This is a genomic window from Paenibacillus sp. FSL H3-0329, assembly GCF_037963285.1.
Lineage (GTDB): Bacteria > Bacillota > Bacilli > Paenibacillales > Paenibacillaceae > Paenibacillus_AQ > Paenibacillus_AQ odorifer.
Map to the genome: position 1 here is coordinate 1,094,792 of NZ_CP150150.1, position 17,664 is coordinate 1,112,455.

At 44.7% G+C, this 17,664-nt stretch carries 13 protein-coding genes and 1 riboswitch; of the genes, 10 read left to right on the forward strand and 3 right to left on the reverse strand.

All coding sequences use genetic code 11. The features are described 5' to 3' along the window. Positions 1–3 precede the first annotated feature (3 nt). The 5 genes from NSQ66_RS04720 to NSQ66_RS04740 all read left to right on the forward strand — a co-directional run bounded on the left by NSQ66_RS04720 (position 4) and on the right by NSQ66_RS04740 (position 9,613). Positions 4–1,344 (forward strand): UDP-glucose/GDP-mannose dehydrogenase family protein, encoded by a 1,341-nt coding sequence (locus NSQ66_RS04720; protein WP_076141774.1) that lies wholly within the window; start codon positions 4–6, stop codon positions 1,342–1,344. Positions 1,345–2,029: 685 nt separating this feature from the next. Continuing rightward, on the forward strand, positions 2,030–3,403 hold the full coding sequence (locus NSQ66_RS04725; RefSeq protein ID WP_076104223.1) for a sugar phosphate nucleotidyltransferase: 1,374 nt from the start codon (positions 2,030–2,032) through the stop codon (positions 3,401–3,403). A gap of 136 nt (positions 3,404–3,539) precedes the next feature. Next, positions 3,540–3,619: riboswitch (cyclic di-GMP riboswitch) on the forward strand. 12 nt (positions 3,620–3,631) lie between these two features. After that, a complete protein-coding gene (locus NSQ66_RS04730; RefSeq protein WP_081390153.1) occupies positions 3,632–5,182 on the forward strand; it encodes a glycosyl hydrolase in 1,551 nt (516 codons plus the stop codon). A 153-nt stretch (positions 5,183–5,335) separates the two neighbouring features. Next, positions 5,336–6,856: a glycosyl hydrolase gene (locus NSQ66_RS04735; protein ID WP_036676584.1), complete on the forward strand. Its 1,521-nt coding sequence runs from the start codon at positions 5,336–5,338 to the stop codon at positions 6,854–6,856. Positions 6,857–6,907: 51 nt separating this feature from the next. Further along, positions 6,908–9,613 (forward strand): discoidin domain-containing protein, encoded by a 2,706-nt coding sequence (locus tag NSQ66_RS04740; protein ID WP_080742406.1) that lies wholly within the window; start codon positions 6,908–6,910, stop codon positions 9,611–9,613. An 87-nt stretch (positions 9,614–9,700) separates the two neighbouring features. Here NSQ66_RS04740 and NSQ66_RS04745 read toward each other — a convergent pair whose 3' ends face one another. Beyond that, positions 9,701–10,765 (reverse strand): GNAT family N-acetyltransferase, encoded by a 1,065-nt coding sequence (locus NSQ66_RS04745; RefSeq protein ID WP_076141775.1) that lies wholly within the window; start codon positions 10,763–10,765, stop codon positions 9,701–9,703. Positions 10,766–10,959: 194 nt separating this feature from the next. Between NSQ66_RS04745 and NSQ66_RS04750 the strand changes: the two genes are divergently transcribed. Together NSQ66_RS04750 and NSQ66_RS04755 are read left to right on the forward strand one after the other, a co-directional pair. Next, entirely contained in the window at positions 10,960–12,438 is a 1,479-nt protein-coding gene (locus NSQ66_RS04750) for a potassium/proton antiporter (RefSeq protein ID WP_036676580.1), read from the forward strand. Positions 12,439–12,625: 187 nt separating this feature from the next. Then, the gene (locus tag NSQ66_RS04755; RefSeq protein ID WP_036676579.1) at positions 12,626–13,081 is read left to right on the forward strand and encodes a Dps family protein; all 456 of its coding nucleotides are present in this window, start codon (positions 12,626–12,628) and stop codon (positions 13,079–13,081) included. 94 nt (positions 13,082–13,175) lie between these two features. On the opposite strand, the gene NSQ66_RS04760 is transcribed toward NSQ66_RS04755, so the two are convergent. Together NSQ66_RS04760 and NSQ66_RS04765 are read right to left on the reverse strand one after the other, a co-directional pair. Beyond that, positions 13,176–13,880: an AIM24 family protein gene (locus NSQ66_RS04760; RefSeq protein WP_036676578.1), complete on the reverse strand. Its 705-nt coding sequence runs from the start codon at positions 13,878–13,880 to the stop codon at positions 13,176–13,178. Between the two features lie 49 nt (positions 13,881–13,929). After that, complete coding sequence (locus tag NSQ66_RS04765) at positions 13,930–14,397, reverse strand: hypothetical protein (protein WP_036676577.1); 468 nt, start codon at positions 14,395–14,397, stop codon at positions 13,930–13,932. A 225-nt stretch (positions 14,398–14,622) separates the two neighbouring features. On the opposite strand from NSQ66_RS04765, the gene NSQ66_RS04770 reads away from it, so the two are divergent. The 3 genes from NSQ66_RS04770 (at position 14,623) to NSQ66_RS04780 (ending at position 17,352) form a co-directional block, all read left to right on the forward strand. After that, a complete protein-coding gene (locus NSQ66_RS04770; RefSeq protein ID WP_339279605.1) occupies positions 14,623–15,309 on the forward strand; it encodes a M50 family metallopeptidase in 687 nt (228 codons plus the stop codon). Between the two features lie 191 nt (positions 15,310–15,500). After that, complete coding sequence (locus NSQ66_RS04775) at positions 15,501–16,187, forward strand: hypothetical protein (protein WP_036676574.1); 687 nt, start codon at positions 15,501–15,503, stop codon at positions 16,185–16,187. A 199-nt stretch (positions 16,188–16,386) separates the two neighbouring features. Next, the gene (locus NSQ66_RS04780) at positions 16,387–17,352 is read left to right on the forward strand and encodes a WYL domain-containing protein (protein WP_036676573.1); all 966 of its coding nucleotides are present in this window, start codon (positions 16,387–16,389) and stop codon (positions 17,350–17,352) included. Positions 17,353–17,664 lie beyond the last annotated feature (312 nt).

The window sequence follows — 17,664 nt, forward strand, 5'->3', positions numbered from 1 at the left end:
TATATGAAGCTGACAGTAATCGGTACTGGGTATGTGGGTCTTGTATCTGGCGTGTGCTTTGCACTGGGCGGACATCATGTCATCTGTGTGGATAAGGACGAGGAAAAGATTAAGAAGCTGAAACAGATGGAATCGCCCATCTATGAGCCGGGAATCGAGGAACTGATTGAACTGAATCTTCGTGAGGAACGGTTATCTTTTTCTGCAGATCTTCAAGAGTCGGTGCGCCGTTCAGATATTATAATCCTTGCTGTAGGTACGCCATCACTGCCTAATGGTGAAGCAGACTTAACCTATATTGAGGGTGCAGCCGCTGAAATCGCTAAAGCGATGGAAGGGCACAAAATTATAATGACTAAATCTACAGTTCCAGTAGGGACAAATGAGAAAATCTCCAAAATGATCTCTAGCCATACCCATCATCCTTTTGATATCGTGTCTGCACCTGAGTTTTTACGTGAAGGCTCAGCGATTCGCGATACCCTCCATCCCGACAGAATTGTCATTGGTCTTGATAATCCAGAGCTGGAACCAACTATGCGCGAGCTTCATAAGGGTTTTACAGAAAATGTATTTGTAACAGATATACGCAGTGCTGAAATGATCAAATATGCTTCGAATGCATTTTTGGCCACGAAGATCTCCTTTATTAATGAGATCGCCAATATTTGTGAAAAAGTGGGAGCTGATGTAACCGAGGTAGCCGAAGGAATGGGTATGGACCAAAGAATCGGGTCATCCTTCCTGCAGGCTGGCATCGGTTATGGAGGCTCCTGTTTCCCGAAAGACACTAATGCGCTCATTCAAATTGCGGGCAACGTCGATTACGAATTCAAATTATTGAAATCTGTAGTCGAAGTGAACAAGGGACAACGGTTTATGATCATCTCCAAGCTGCATGAATCACTTGGCAGCCTGCGCGGTTCGACGATTGGGATATGGGGGCTTGCCTTTAAGCCTAATACTGATGATGTCCGCGAAGCTCCAGCCAGAGAGATTGTTGAGGCACTGGTGGCTGAGGGGGCAACAGTCAAACTATATGATCCAATCGCAGCTACAAATTTCAGGCAGCAATACGATCATCCGCAGCTTCGCTGGTGCCATCTGCCTGAGGAAGCGGCTGAGGGCAGCGATGCCGTCTGCCTCTTGACCGATTGGAGCCTACTCAAGGAGATTGATCTGCATCAGCTGGCGAAAAGCATGCGCAATGGGGTGCTGATCGATGGACGCAATGTGTATTCCAAGGAGCAAATTGAGGGTACCGGCCTCGTTTATCATTCTGTCGGCCGCCCGCAGATGGGCGGATTGAGCGGTTATTCTGCTAGTGTGGCTGGAGCGGTTTAATCTAAGTTATATTGATTGAACTTGTGATTTTTCTATTTAGGGATGAGCCGTGACTCCAGAGAATGTTTGGACTTTCAGCCGCTGTTGTCTGCAGATTTCCTGATTTTAACCGCTGATAGCGGTAGAAATCCGCAGACAAAGGCGGATGCTATTGCTCCTCCAGTTCCAAAATTCTCTTCCGCCACTTCATTCCCTTATTTTAAGGTTCTAAGCAATTTATAAAGTTAGGTACTCTGATTATATACCGCAGTAGCAGTAGCATTTGTAGTTGTCATTGTCTCTGTCTCTGTGGTGGCAACTAGTCTTGCTCTTGTAGTTGCAGTTGTTCTTGCAGTTGTTCTTGCAGTTGCAGCTGCCTCCCCCGGAGCAGAAGCAAATCTTTAGAAAAACGTGCTCGCTTCCGGCTGGTACAGCCCGGTGCGCATGGATCATTGTTAAAAAGTAGTTGGTTAGGTTAAGAACGGAAAGGGAATTTGGAACTGTAGAAACGGAGTGTTCGCCCGAAAGATTTCCGTAGGAAAGCTAGCTTCGAAAGCATATGCTATCCTCGGATTTCTACCGCGAGAAGCGGTCCAATCAGGAAATCTGAGGATAACAGCGATCGGAAGTCCAAAATCCCTTGGAGTGGATTCTACCTAACAAAGACATAGCTTTTAATACATTCCATTCAAGGAGGGTTCATTCTATGAAAATGGTACTTCTATCAGGCGGTTCAGGTAAACGGTTATGGCCGTTGTCTAACGACTCACGTTCAAAGCAATTTCTAAAGGTACTTGAAAGCCCTCAAGGTGAACCAGAATCCATGGTACAACGTGTCTGGAGACAGCTGGAGGAAGCAGGGATGGCAGAATCATCTTATCTAGCCACCGGCCGCGGCCAAGTAGAAATGATACAAAGCCAACTGGGAAGTCATGTGCCGATTATCGTTGAACCGGAGCGTCGGGATACTTTTCCGGCTATCGCCTTAACAGCTACCTATCTTTATTCAGTGGCAGGTGTTTCTCCAGCGGAGACGGTAGCAATATTGCCTGTTGACCCTTATGTAGAAGCATCCTTTTTCGATACCATAGCTATGCTTGAGGGGACCATGCTGGAAAGTGGAGCAAATCTGGCACTAATGGGTGTTGTTCCTGAACATGCCTCAGAGAAATACGGATATATTATTCCTACCGCTGAAGAGGCGGGGGGGAATGGTTTTATGAAGGTGAGTCACTTTCAAGAGAAACCAGACCGCATACAAGCAGAACAGCTCATCGAGCAAAATGCATTGTGGAATTGCGGAGTGTTTGCCTTCCGTTTAGGGTACTTGTTAGATATTTTGCAGCGTAAAGGGTTGCCTTTAGGATATGAAGAATTGCAGAAGCAGTATAAGCTATTGTCTTCCATCAGCTTTGATTATGAAGTGGTGGAGAAAGAAGAACATATTGTGGTGCAGCCGTATGATGGATTCTGGAAGGATCTTGGAACGTGGAATACGCTGACAGAGGAAATGAGCAGCAAGCATGTAGGAAAAGGTTTTGTGACGGCGGATTCTGAGGGGACTTGCTTGATTAATGAGCTGGACATTCCGATTACGGTAATTGGTGCGAAGGATCTGATCATTGCGGCTAGCCCGGATGGAATTCTAGTTACCCATAAAGCTGAGAGCCCACGGATTAAAGAAGTGCTGAAGACCTTTGAACAGAGACCGATGTACGAGGAACGCCGCTGGGGCCATTACAAAGTTATTGATTATGTGAAATATGATGAAGGCAATGAAGTGCTGACCAAACGGATTTTTATATCCGAGGGGAATAATATCAGCTATCAATTACATCGCAAGCGTAGTGAAATTTGGACAATCGTCAGCGGCGAAGCAAGTATTGTGCTGAATGAGAAAAAACATAATGTGAAGGCTGGGGACGTGGTACGTATACCGGAAGGAACGAAACACGCGATCCTTGCTTTGACGGATGTTGAGTTTATAGAGGTACAGACGGGGTCTGAATTAGTAGAAGAAGATAACATTCGTATTACTTTAGACTGGAATGATATAGAACTACAACAATTCATTTCATAGGTCTAACCTATCTATTTAACCAATTCAAAATTTCTTGAAACAGGTAAAATGACTCAATTATCAAAAAAAGTCATAAAAACACTAAATATATCATTAATTGTCGTCGATACTTACGGTAAGAGAGAATATTTCTCTTAAATTGAAAAGGCAAACCTATCGAAAGGTAGGGACGCAAAGCTATAGGGCCTTCGAAAGAGTGGCAGCCTGGCTACCGAAAGGGAGAATATTTTGAAAGCTTACCGTACGTATCGATTGTTTGGTGCATTTCTGTCACTCGTCCTGTTTCTGACTGCACTTCCGCTTGCTGTTGGGATTTCGCCGTCTATTGTCATAGCTGCTTCAAATTCTGGAACGCCAGTTACCCCAGGTGCCTCACCTGAAGCCGTAAAGCTGCTTAACTATTTTTACTCGATCTCAGGAAAAGGCATTATTGCTGGTCAACATGACTATTTAGAAAGTCCAGATGAAATTAACAATATGCTGAAGGGAACCAGCGGACAATATGCGGCTCTTCACGGTTATGAAATGGGTGCGATCAGTGGTCAGTCCGAAGCAACGATGGCTTGGCAACGTCAAAATGTGGTGAACAGCGCCATCAACTGGAATAAAGCGGGCGGGATCGTAGCTATGACTTTTCATGCTAACCTGCCGGGCACCTCTTATGACTGGGATAATGTGAAAAAAACACTCAGCCAGAGTGAGTTCGATAGTTACGTTACACCGGGTACCAAGCAATATAATAATCTGATCGCTGAGCTTGATAAGGTGGCAGTCTCTTTAAAAAGCTTGCGCGATGCCAATGTTCCGGTGCTTTGGAGACCCTATCATGAAATGAACGGGAACTGGTTCTGGTGGGGGAAGAAAAATAACTTTTCTAAACTATGGAATATAATGTATGACCGTTTTGTTAACGTTCATAAATTAAATAATTTGTTATGGGTATGGAGTCCGAATGCTCCCAATGTTTGGTCGGATCCTTATGCGCTAACTTATCCAGGTGCTGATAAAGTAGATATTCTGGCAGCAGATATATACGAAAATGATTACCAGCAAAAATACTATGACAGCTTGTTGAGTCTAGCCGCAGGCAAACCGATTGCGATCGGGGAGAATGGTGAAATGCCTAATCTGGAGAAGCTTCAGCAATCGCAAAGTAAATGGACGTATATGATGAGCTGGGGAAAAATGCTTTACGAAAATAACAGTGCAGACACAATCAAAACATTTATGAATAGCAACTACACCCTGACCAGAGATAAATTAAATACTGGTCTGGCACCGACACCTAGCGCCGCACCAGCGCCGGCACCTTCCGAAGAAGAGGGGGAGGCAGCAATTCCTCTCGCGAAGGGGCTTGCAGGAGAGTATTACAACAACATGTTGTTGTCGGGAGCAGCAGCTCTTAATAGAACTGATGCAATAATCGATTTCAATTGGCGGCAAGGCTCGCCGGATGCCGCCCTCGGGATTGATCGTTTCTCCATACGTTGGAGCGGTAAAATTAAGCCGTTATATAATGAGCAATATACATTTTACACTACCTCAGATGATGGCATCCGTGTCTGGGTGAATGGGGAATCCGTGATTGATAGTTGGACTAAGCAAAGTGGTACTGAGCGTAAGGGCACTATAACGCTGAAGGCTGGCCGGCTATACGATATCAAGGTGGAGTATTACGAGAATGAAGGCGATGCGAGAGTCCGCTTGATGTGGGAAAGTGCTAGTCAAGCTAAAGAGACAGTTCCAGCAAGTGCACTTTTTCTTCCGGATGTCTCCTGATTGATGAAAATTAAAGGTCGATCCTTAGTGGCTCTGCGTTATTGCAGAGCTACTAAGCTATAGTCCTCATTAGGTCAGAAGACGATTGTCCGATAACAGGTATGTTTATTTAGCACCTGTAGAGGCAGTACAGCTACCGAAAGGAGGATTTATTTGCGTAAATATTATAAGAAAAACAGATTGTTGTTTACTATGTTACCGGTGTTTATTATTTTTTCCTTGCTGCCTTGGGGAGAGGTTAAGAGTCTTCCGAAGGCTATGAGTGTTTCTTCCTCTTTACCTCCGGTTATACCCAGTAATCCATCGGCTTCTGAAGAGGCTAAGCAACTGCTGAGTAATTTGGTGAATCTACGTGGCAAAGGGATTTTGTCCGGCCAGCATGATTATCTAGAAAGCCCAGATGAACTGGTTCATAAGCTGAAGAATACTTCGGGACAAAATGCCGTTCTACATGGTTATGAATTAGGGGCGATTAATAATCAATCCGAAGGGACGATCGCAGAACAGCGGCAAGCAGTGATAGACAGTGCAATTGAATGGCATCACGAGGGTGGCATTGTAGCCATGACATTCCATCAGAGTTTGCCGGGAACATCTCCAGAATGGTCCAATGTAAACAGAAGTCTCAGTCAAGAGAAATTTAATGCTTATGTTACACCTGGGACAGCTCAGTATAAGAGGCTAATCTCAGATCTAGACGAGGTTGCTGGATATTTGGGACAATTGCGTGATGCCGGAGTTCCAGTCTTATGGCGACCTTACCATGAAATGAATGGCGGTTGGTTTTGGTGGGGGAAAAAGGACAATTTTTCAGAGCTTTGGAGTATTGTCTATGATCGTTTTGTAAACACACACAAGCTAAATAATCTACTGTGGGTATGGAATCCGAATGCGCCGAATGAATGGTCAGATCCTTATGCTGCATATTATCCCGGTGGGGATAAACTCGATGTTCTGGCTGCGGATATCTACAATAACGATTATAAGCAGTCCTACTATGAGGATCTGCTCGCATTGGCCGAGGGTAAACCTATCGGAATCGGGGAGAGCGGACAGCTGCCGAACCCGGATGTATTAACTGAGAAACAAAATAAATGGGTCTATATGATGACCTGGGGAAAATTACTGACAGAAAATAATACGCTACAGTCAATTAAAAGCTTTATGAAAGACTCGTTTATAGTATCGAGAGAGGACTATGTTCTCACAACAGGAGGTCCTTCGATAGCACCCGTAACTCCGGTAACCCTAACGGGTTTAACTGGAGAATACTATAACAATACTGATTTAGAGGGAGAAGCGGTACTTATCCGCGATGACCGTAAGATTGATTTTAATTGGCATGGTGCGTCACCTGCCTCAGGGATAAATGAAGATCACTTTTCTGTACGCTGGAAAGGGAAGCTCAAACCCAAATTCAGTGAGAAATATACAATTTCAGCATCCTCTGATGATGGAGTCCGTGTCTGGATTGACGGAAAGCTGATCATCGACAATTGGAAAAATCAAAGTGCAACCCTTCATAAAGGAAGTATCCCGCTCACAGCTGGAACGCTTTATGATATCCAAATTGAATATTATGAGAATGAAGGAGATGCCAATCTTCGTTTGCTATGGGAGAGTTCCAGCCAGAAGCAGCAGGTAATTCCACAAGGGGCATTGTTCCTTCCTTAATCTAATGAAATGATAGGGTAAGACATTCCGGAAGAAAGAGAGGACCTATGGATGGGAATAACGAGGAGAATATCTAATAGAAAAAATAAGATATCTGCAAACAAACCATTACTGTTATTACTAAAATTCGCCGCATTAACCGTCTTGTTTCTGTTGTCTGTCTCTGTCTTCGGAACGAATAGGACAAACGATTATAAGGTAGGTGCCAATATACCGAGACTATCTGCAGGAACTGATGCTGCAGCAGAAATACCGGATGGTACTGTGATCTGGAATCTGGGACAACATGATGGCTCAGCAGCTGAATTCGCTGCGAGTGGCACTTCTGGCAGCAAGAAGGACTTTAATGTTACTTCTTCGGTGCTCAAATCATCGGCTCTGCAGAGCTTGCCTGCAGGCTTGAATGGAAAGACCCAGCCGGAATTAACGATCACATATCAGCTAAATAAGATCCCGGAGAATGGGGTCTTATTTAGCGTAGGTATTCTGGATGCGTATAAATCCGTGCCGCAAATGAGTGTGTTCTCCAATCATCAATTGTCGGGGATCATTCAAATTGCGGGCGTTGCTGGCACAGAAAGTGAATATAGCTTTCAAAAGACCTATGAATTATATATTCCCAAGGAGCAATTGAAGATAGGAACGAACGAATTGAAGCTGCAAACGGTTCGCTGTTTATATTGCAGTGACAAAGAAGACGAATATTCCTGGTGGACTTGGGATAATCTCCGTTTAGAGTCTCTTAACGCTCCAATTTCTGAGCCTATCCATGGCAGCTACACATTGACCGGAACAGTAGTGAATAATAAGCAATTTTATTTCGATGAAGGTGCAGTTACGCACTTGCCTTATGTTATCAAATGGCTAGGTATGGCTTATAGCGGCAATGTGATGCGAACCAGCTGTGCCAGCGATGTTGGGCGGTCCTGCTCGGATATGATGGAATATTACAAGGTGTTGCAGGATTACAACATGCAGGCGGTTGCTCTGTATTTGCATACTGGTGATATTAAGCTTAAGGCAGACGGATCGTTGCCCGCTGATGCAGAGAAAAAGCTGACGGATTATTTTGAGCAATATAGCCCCTATTTTCAATATTATGAGGTAGATAATGAGCCAGGATTATTCAATCGTTCTAAGGCAGTTAACTTGGCGATTGCGGACTGGCTAAATAAAAAGGGCAAGCAAATCGCGCCCCATTTACAAACTGTTGCTCCGGGCTGGGCGTATTGGCCGAGTTACAGTGAGGATTCCTGCGGTAATCAGAAGGGAACTGGGAAGGAATGTGGAAATCCGGATGGCTGGGAACGTGATCCAGAGCAACGTATGGAGCTGGAGAAGGTTACGGATTTGACCAATGGACATTCCTACGGGGACTCTTATATTTTTAGTAATGGAGGAAGCTTTACTGAGAATTTGAAGACCTTCACTGGCGCAGAAAATGGACTCGGCAAAAAAATGCTGACCACTGAATTTGGTACCTCGGACAGTCATGTGGATGCCTATCAATACGGGGCAACGGAGCGGACAGCGGCTGTATTCGACCGGATCATGCGTGCACATATTGGTTATGCGGATATGTTTGTGCAGCATGCTGCTTTTTTTAAGGATTTCAGTTTATTCAAATACGGGTTTAATTTAGAAGAGCATGATCCGGCGACCACAGAGATTTATTATACAAAAGAAAATGAGGATTCACGTGTCAGCATCATGAGAAGGCTCAGTCTTGCCTATGCTACGCATGGAGCTCCATTAACTTATCAAGTTGCCAACAAAGATGTGTTAGCCGACAAGCTGGTATATGTTCGGGCCGTGGATACTTCTACATTGAAGCCTCTTGCGGGAAGCGGAGCGACCTCAAATAAGGTGCTGGTTAATTTCGTTAACTTTGAGTCTACTCCACAAACTGTGAGTGTAAATGTGACTATGCCGAAAAACGGGGTGTATGAAGGGGAACGTTTTGGAAACGGGGATACGTATGAAAAAGCAAGAAGCTATGTAACAGGTAAAAAGGCTACTCCCACGTTAACTTTTACGGAGACACTTGCTCCAGGAGAGGCTGTGCAGTATATTTTGCAGCCTTCCTCTGAAGTAAAGCCGTCGGCCCCTAAAGGATTCAAAGCCGCAGCAACAAAAGGTTTAGCTGTAAAATTAAATTGGTTGGAGGCACCGGGAGCAAGCTACGAGCTGCTTCGTGCTGAAGGTAGCGGGGGGGAAATGAAGGTGGTAGCCACCGGTGTGAAGCTTACAGAATACACGGATCATAATTTACGTGAAGGGACGTTATATACCTACGCGGTAAGGGTATCAGGTTCAAATCTACTTTCCGACAAAATTCAGATTACAGCCACCGGCCTGGTTCCTCTGGATCGGACAAAGTGGAAGGTAACCTCAAATGTGAATACGGTGGCATCAGCTCCAAGTCTGGCCATCGATGGGGATCGGCGCACGCGCTGGGATACGGGGAAACATCAGGTTTCTGGAGAGTATTTTCAGATTGATCTGGGTGAAGCACATGAAATTGAAAGAATAGATTTGGACAGCACGTTATCACCATTTGATTATCCAAGAGACTATGTAGTTTATATTTCTGACGATGCTCAAAACTGGAAAAAACTCACGTCTGGTAAAGGTACGAAAGAGCTTACTAAGATATCCGTTTCTAAAGTGAAGACGAGGTATGTAAAAATTGTACAGACCGGAGCGGGCGGGAATTATTGGTCTATTCAAGAGCTACAGGTGTACTCCAGAGAATAAGCAATCCTTTGAATTTATAAAACTGTTAATAGAGCATACTAAATAACCTCAGCGGGATCATTCTCCCGCTGAGGTTATTTTTGTGCTTTAAATAAAATGGAGACCAGACATATAAGGTAATGGAATTGCCTCAGATTCCCCTGAGGAATCTGAGGTGCGAAGCGGGCTCGCTGGATCAAACAGCAGCGAGATCAGCTCCTTGTCGTCCACGGACGACAAGTCGAGGCTACGCTTGCGGCATACTTCCGTCTGCCGCAAAAGCGCTTCCCGGTCTGCTATGCAGACCGTCCCGCTGTTCGCGCCGGCGCTTAAGGAGGCGCCGGCGTCCCGCAGAAGCGCGAGCAGGCTGCGCTCCTGCCACGGCACAGGCACTTGCAGCGTGCCAACGCCGTTGCACAGAGCCGCCTTGGCCAGCAACGCCGCTACCGCTTGCGGCTGGCCGGCCCATTCCACCGCCGTCGCTGGGCTCGCCGCCGGCACACCCGCCGCGGGCACAGCCATCGCGGCGAACCCCTCGATGCTGCCGTCCCGCACGGCTACGAGTGTGCGCTGGGACAAGCCCAGCACACCCGCGTAAGCCTCGGCACCCAGCAGCAGCGCCAGCTCACCCGGACTGTACATCTGTCCGGCTTCGCGTTCATTCAGCAGCCGGTTGACGGCGAAGAAGTCGCCCGGCTGCATTGGCCGCAGCGTCCATTCTTCCCCTGCTGCGGCAGCAAGTGCGTGAGCCGAGCTTGCGTTCAGCTCGGCAAATTGCGTACCGCCGAACGGTACGCATCCCGCTCGGGTATACAGCGAGCGGTCACCCGAGACAAAGATAAGCGATGCGCCGGCATTCGCAGCATGGGTCTGGCATAGCTGTAGAAGCTGACCGGCTAGTCCCTGGCCGCGATAAGCAGGGTCTGTGCAAACTGCACCGATGGAGAATACGTTCAGGAGAGCTTCTCCAGTGCGGATCGTGGAGGGCACTAATCCCATAAAAGCAGCGATGTTACCGTCCTCGGCAACGGCTGCATAAGAGTGAGTGTAACCAGGGCTGAAAATCAGCGGAAACAGCTCTTTCATAGAAGTGTCGCCGGCTTTGCGAAAGATGGAATGGGCTAGAAGCGCGGCTTGATCCAGCTCCGCAGGTTTAATTAATCTCAATTGCATTTACAGTCAGCCTCCTTATATGTAAATACGAGCAGGGTAGGAAGGAATTATTTTAAGTATAAGCCCCAGCGGATGAAATCTTCAATCCTGCTTATATTATTCAATGTCTCAAAAGGATGTGGATAAGGGTAATAACGTACATAAATAAGGAAGCTTATATTTTAAGCTAGAAGAGAAAGGGAAGTGAATAAACGGTGACCCAACTTGCAGATAATATCATATTATTGCTGGCAGCTCTCTTACTTGTAGGTGTGTTTTCCACCAAATTCTCCACTAAATTTGGAATGCCAGCGCTAGTGCTTTTCCTTGCTGCGGGGATGGTACTGAGTCAATTTATCTTTTTTAACAATGCTTCCTTAACACAAATGGCCGGGATTTTTGCGCTGGTTGTTATCCTGTTCGAAGGTGGGATGCAGACCAGTATTAAGGATATCAAGCCTATTATTCGGCCGGCATTATCCTTATCTACGGTAGGCGTATTGTTAACGACAGCTATCGTTGGGGTGTTCGCTAAGCTGATTCTTGAGGTGTCATGGGCGGAAAGTTTTCTGTTCGGAGCTATCGTGGGTTCGACTGATGCGGCTGCGGTCTTTTCGGTATTAGGCGGTAAGAATATTGACAAACGACTGACCTCGACACTCGAAGCGGAATCAGGCAGCAACGATCCTATGGCGGTGTTTTTGACAGTATCGCTGATCGAATGGATTCAGCATCCGGATATGGCGATATGGGGACTTGTGCTGTCCTTTATATGGGAGATGGCAGTTGGTTTGGTGATAGGGATTGTACTTGGCAAAATCGCAGTATATCTTATCAATCGAATTAACCTGGATTCCACGGGGCTTTACCCGGTATTGGCGATTGGATTTGCTGTCCTAACCTACGGGTTATCTGCACTCGTTCATAGCAGCGGCTTGCTGGCTGTCTATGTAATGGGTCTTACCCTTGGCAATTCTGAGCTAATGTATCATCGAACAATTATGAATTTTAGTCATGGCTTCGCTTGGATGATGCAAATATTTATGTTTATATTGCTGGGTCTACTGGTATTTCCACAGGAGCTGGCGGAGGTGGCTTGGCAAGGTATATTGCTGTCCGTCATTCTGATGGTTGTGGCAAGGCCCATTGGTGTGTTTATAAGCTTGCTCTTTTCCAAATTCTCTATTCGTGAAAAAACACTGATTTCCTGGGCAGGCCTGCGCGGAGCCGTTCCAATTGTACTGGCAACCTATCCGCTGCTAGCCAATCTTCCCCACGGACGACTGTTCTTCAATGTGGTGTTCTTCGTCGTGCTGACCTCAGCAGTGATTCAAGGAACAAGCATTTCACCGCTGGCTTCCCGGTTGAAGCTGGTGGGGCAAGAGGATTCAGCACAGCCATCACTGATGGAGCTGGTCGCCCTTGGCAAGACAGATTCCGAGTTCAACCACATAGGAATTGAACCTTACATGCCCATTGCCGGGCAGAAAATCTCCGATATTGGACTGCCAGATGATATCTTATTTACTGCTATTATCCGGAATAAAAGCATTGTCACCCCCCATGGCAGTACCGTCATTGAGCCAGGGGATACTGTATATGTCTTAAGTCCAAAGAGCAAACGCGATGAGATGAGGGCTTTTTTCCGGAGTCAGAAAGGGAAGACGGCGGAGGAAAATATATCTTTGATTTAAGTTTAGAAAGAGGCTGTTATCCAGAGTGTGACAGAGATAATAGGCGGTATAACAAAAGTTATGCTAGAATCGGCAACATGTAAATCTTCAAAGTGGTTGCAAAAAGCAAAAGGATGTGTTAAATTGTATATAGATTTAGAACGAGTCTAAATACAATATAATAAATTAACCATAGGAGGTTTTATTAATGAGTACACAACTAAAGAGCCAAACTGAACTGCACGCTGCTTTGAACCGCCAGACCGCGAACTGGTTCCTGCTTGGGGTAAAGCTTCATCATTATCACTGGTATGTTAGCGGATCCCAATTCTTCACGCTGCATGAGAAGTTTGAAGAACTCTACAATGAAGCTGCTGGTTATGCAGATGATTTGGCTGAGCGCCTGCTTGCTATTGGTGGACAGCCTGCCTCCTCTATGAAACAATATTTGGAGCTTTCCGATTTACAGGAAGCTCGTGGTGGCGAAGATGCCAAGGGTATGGTAATGGAGCTGGTTAGAGACTTTACGACTGTCTCTAAAGAACTGCAAGCTGCGATTGCTACTGCAGAAGAACTGGCTGATCAACCTACTGCGGATCTGCTGATTGGTATTAGAAGCAGCATTGAGAAACATGCATGGATGTTGAATGCTTTTATCGCCTAAGACAACAGTCTTATAAAGGATAGAACCACAAAGAGCGCCTGCGTATAGGATACGCATGGCGCTCTTTGTTTTGTTGTTTTACTGCTGAACACAACTATTTAATAAACACACCCCCGAAGGGGACTACCTCGCGTAGAAATCGTTTAACAATTCCATCATCGTTATTATCTCTTTCGAATCGGCGGTTCTGACGTCCTGCCTGAAACAGCACAGGCCCGTGACCTGTCATCTTCCAGTGATAGCTCATATGCTGGCTAGCCAAATGGTTGCCGTAAACGGTGAGCTCCAGCTTGGCATTCTCAGGGTAGGCAATAATGCTGCCTGCATCGACATAAAGGGGGTTGGTCGGATGCAGTACAGCTTCACAGACCGTACCCTCCGTCAGTATGCCAATCATGCCATTGCCCGAAAATTTCACCTTTACAATATCCCGTGTAACGAGCACATTTTTCATGCTTAGCACCCGGGTCTCCAGCGAAATACCTATACTGTAGAAGAAGAGATGCTTAAAGTCGTATAGCAGATCGCTTTTACCATCGAGCTGCAGGATTTTTATGCGATAGCCTGGCGGAAGGGCGGCAACGAAATGGCAAGGACCTGCCATATCGGAACGAATCAACTTTCGCTTGCGGTATATGCCCTTTACATCCATAAATCTGTCCGCTCGTCCTGAGGAAGGACCTTGATAAGCGATAATTTGTTGTGGATGGAGTACATGAACCTCTTCCTTCTCCTGAAGGGAGAAGGCTACGGCTTGTCCGCTTCCACTGTCGCTTTCATCTTGGATATCGATGTTCATAGTTCATCTCCCTCATGCTGTGACTGTGATCTTCAATGAATACGTAAGACTAACGCAGACGATCGCCTTTTCGAGAACGGTAAAGCATGCTGAAACGAATAAAACGGATCAGTATAAAATAACCTAGGATTAGTCCAATCCCTGTAAAAATAGTCACTTTGATTTTATGATAATATTCTTCGCGTGCCGTCCGGTCATTTTTTAATTCATCAACCATCTGCGTCAGTTGGCGATTCTGCTCTTGTAGGCTTTCGTTCTGTATCCGGTAAGCTTCCATCTCCTGCGTGGTATTCGCGAGCTTATCCTTTGCCTGCTGAAGCTCTTCAGCAGTTTGCTGAAAACCTTCCTTTAATTCATTCACTTCGTTTGGCAGCTCGGAGAAATTTTTAACTCCATTATAGATATCACTGAATATATTAGCTTTTGCTACAGGAGCTGGCAGGCATACAGTAAGCATCAGCAAGAACAGGAGCGAATATAACAGCTGTAGATATGCTCGGGATTTATGTTGCTTCATCTATATAATCACCACCCAATTTAGGCTTGTAGTTCTTTTATTTTAACACAGCTTGACAGCTTCTGACAGCGTACGCCATGGGACTGGCAATGCTTATAATGAAAGTAATTTTTACCTCCTTAAGGTTTTCGTTTACTCATTATTAAACACGATCAGTCCGTGATTATCTCGATTGAGAAGAGGTACTATTTATCGTATACTTTGGACGAAAGGGGCTGCTGTCGATTGAACAAATGGCTTAAGACAATATTGCTTCTGATCGGATCTGCTTTTTTGACTAGATTGATCCCATTTTCATCTTTGTTTCGGAATTTAGACACGATGATTCATGAATTTGGTCATGCTCTGATGACCTTACTACTGTCGGGTAGTGTGCTGAGGATTGAATTATACGCAGATCATAGCGGTGTAACCTATTCAGCCATTCAAGAAGGGGGCAAGGCAATATTAGTTTCCCTCTCGGGTTATTTGCTAGCCTCCTTATTTGCACTTCTGCTCTTCTATTTATATAGTAAGGGACGCCATGATTGGGGCCTTATCTTAGCTACGGGTGTGGCGTTGATTATGCTCCTGCTATACGTACGAGGAAGCTTTGGCATGATGTGGTTGGGCGGATTTATTGCGTTAAATATTCTAATGCTGGTGGTTTGGAAGAAGGCCAGCAAATATTATTATTTGTTATTGGCCTTTTTAACCTTGGAGGAGTCTGTAATGGGAAGTTTATTTCTGGTATACGCGGCTGCTGTATCACCGTCCCGTGCAGGAGATGCCAGCAATCTGGCAAGAATGACTCCCGTACCGGCTATATTTTGGGCCACACTGTTTTTTATATTTTCTCTGTTGTGTGCCGAATGGGCACTGGGACTATTTTTCAAGCGAGAGCGAGTGCAGACTAAATTAGGGAGTCGATGAGAAAAAAAACATAAAATTTTCGTCATAAAAAGACAAAAGGGGTTGTTTTTACAAGAGTCAGTCTACTAAGCATGTAGAATGACTCTTTTTTTGTCGATAATATAGAACCGAACATACATTCCATGACATGGAGTTGTCCGCCATTATTGGTACATTAATAGAAGACCCAAAAAAAGAAAGAGGTGGAAATAATGATAGAAAGTATTCATCCCGTATTCACATGGAGTCAAAATCGTATTTTTGCAGGCGGCAATCGTAATGTTATCTTGCTTGTCGAATGGAAAGGGAATATGCCTTCAGAGCACAGCCGACCCAGCAGTTATAAAGTGGTTGCACGTGAAATCGAACTGCGGGTTTGGCTTGAACCCCATGTAACTTTTAAGCGCTCGTATGGGTGTGAGTTTGAAGTCGGTGAAGGCAGTTCGCTACTTCTTAAGCTTGGCAAAATAAAAACGGGGCAACGAAAGTTTATTGCACTGGAATTCAATATCTCTACTACTATTGCAGGTAGATATGAAGCTCTTTCCTTACAGTGGAAATATAAAAAGCCAACCGTAGAGCGTGTTCAAGAGCTTCCAGTAAAGGTTCTTGAGCTAGAATACACTCATCATACTCAGGTTCTGAGTGAAACCTGCTGCTTTCATGTAGAGAAACATCTGGAATTGTTAAAAACAGCTGAAACGATTGAGGAGGCAACCACGTTGCAAAATGAAGGACAACATAGTCAAGCTCATGAAATGCTCTGCCGTCACGCAGATAAATTACTATTACTAGCCGTACGTTCTGGAGATCCTTTACTACTTAAAGAGGCCGAAATGTTGTATAAACAGATTGGATTCGAGTATCAGAAGCGGGGTAAAACTGCTACTGGAAATTGATATAGGACATACAACTAGAAGATGCATATTGACGAAAAAAGACCTATACATAAATTTGTTTTGTCAGCGGGTTCGGCGGAAAATAATCAGAAGAATTGTAATATAAAATGTGGTAACATAGTAAAAAAGTTCTATCACACTATTACTTTTTTTCATAAAATAATGGGTCTATTTAACCATAAATCAAGGGGAACTGAATATGACAGACCGATTAATCCGACTGATGCGCATTATTACACTTGTTCAAGCCAAGCCAGGGATATTAGCCCGTGAATTGGCGGAACGCTGCGGCAACAGCGAGAGAACGATATACCGGGATATGGACGCGCTTAGCGCCATGCATATTCCTATAACCCACCTTGGACATGGAAAAGGCTATGCTTTTATTGGCAATTTTGCACTTTATCCTTTGGATTGGTCGGAAGAAGAGGCGGCTGCGTTTTCGCAATTACGCTATATTATGGAAGATATTAAACCCGTTCTGCCTATCGATTTTGAAGGCGCTTATGAAAAAGTAGTCGCAGCTGAATACAAGCGAAAGGCAGAGCGGGAAGAAACGATAGAACGTGCAAGAAGAGAAGCAGGTACAAGCTGGTTGGAAAGAAGCGGTGCACAGATGGAGCATCAATCTTTTTTAACACCTATTTTGGAGTCTTTATTAAAGCAGAGGAGTATTCAAGCGAATTATTGCGAGAATGCGGTGGAGGAGAAGGAAATAACCATCGATCCTTATTGTTTAGTCCCACTGGAAAATCGTTTTCATCTCATTGGATTTTGCCATCATCAGGGTGTTATTCGTACATATCATATCAACGATTTTTCAAACGTAAAGCCATTAAACCGCTGCTTCTCAAAGGAATCATTTGATTTGCAAGCTTTTATGAAGCAAAAATGGTCACTTGACCGCGATAGTTTGCAGGTAGAGTTTAAAGTGAAATTTTCGGAGCGAATCATGGAAGGGCTAAAGAAAGAGGATTTGCCCTATAAGCCGAATAAAGTAGACCGTCAAGCTCGGTGTTGTTATTTTAAAGTCGCATTGGAACAAGATATTGCATTTGTCCGCTGGATTAAGCGATTTGAAGAGGATGCGGAAATCATAGAGCCGTTTTATTATCGTGAAGTGCTCAGGCAGCAGTTGGAGAAATGGATATCGCAATATAAATAAGATGGATTCTCACCTTCAAATGAAATATTCGTTTACATATATTGTTATAAATCAAAAATTATAGAATATTTCTCTTGTTTGGTGAGTCTTTTTATAATACCACATACATTTAATAACATAATTGTAATTTAGAGGTTTATTTTTATCCTCGAATTTGACCTTTGTTCAATTTTATACAGAAGAGGGCTATTCTCTAGATCCATTTGATTCTTAAAAATGAATATATTAATCCGGGTGAGCTTCTTGGGGGAGTGGATTATCCATTATGTTGAATGTACTTGGCTTTAACCTGGTGGGTGACGGTCAACATGA